The organism is Bradyrhizobium sp. MI1.10, from assembly GCF_055811035.1.
On sequence record NZ_JBVVPN010000150.1, the window covers coordinates 1 to 792 of the forward strand.

The 792-nt window shown below is 63.9% G+C and carries 1 pseudogene; it reads right to left on the reverse strand.

What is annotated here, in order from left to right:
• Window positions 1–491: 491 nt before the first annotated feature.
• A pseudogene (locus tag AC0L3K_RS40665) lies at window positions 492–716 on the reverse strand (IS3 family transposase); the annotation flags it as partial.
• Window positions 717–792: the final 76 nt, after the last annotated feature.

Consider the following 792-nt stretch of genomic DNA (forward strand, 5'->3'; position numbering starts at 1 on the left):
GCTACCGTCAAACCGCGGCGCACGAAGGGGTCAAAATTGGACGCCGATGAGGGGTCAAATTTACAGGCCGATTGACACCCAAACTCAGCTGAAGACACCAAGGCGAGCCGCGATGCCTGCGGCACGTCGGCAAGCTCTCCTCCAATGTGGTGGTCTAGGCCGGGGTGGGACCGAGTGCCGCGCGCGGGGCCCGTCTGGGCGGAAATTCGGGCCAGTGGCCGCGCGCCTTCCGGATCTCGACATCTTCTCGCAAGCCTAGTCGAACGCCTAAACCTCGGATGGCCGTTTGCGGAGAAGGGCAGGACGGTACTCGATTTCAAGCCAAGTTTTCCGGGCCGCAAACCGGACGGGATGGTCCGGTCGAGCAGCTGTCGTGCGAAGCCCGCGCCCCACTGTCGCCTCCACATGGATTGGCCGAATCCAACGCCTGCAGCGCCGGCGTGCGGCAAGTACGCGGGCGCAGAGCATCTTGAGCCTCCTCCCTTCGTCTACCCCTCCCGCCTGAGCAGAACATGCAGCCGCCGATAGCCGAAGCGGCGGCGCTCCTGGGCGATCGCCCTCATGCGCTGGCGAAGGTTAGCATCGACAGCCTGGGGCGTCCGATATCTCATGGTCATACGGCAGCAGCCGATGGCTTTACACGCGCGCCGTTCGCTCATCCTATGGGCATCCACCAGATGAGCGACAGCCTTCCGCTTCCCAGCGGGCGTCACCACTAGACTGTATGTCCCCCCACAAAATGAGGCGACTCACCCTCGATGTTGCGACGAGGGTTGCCCGGATGGACCGGGT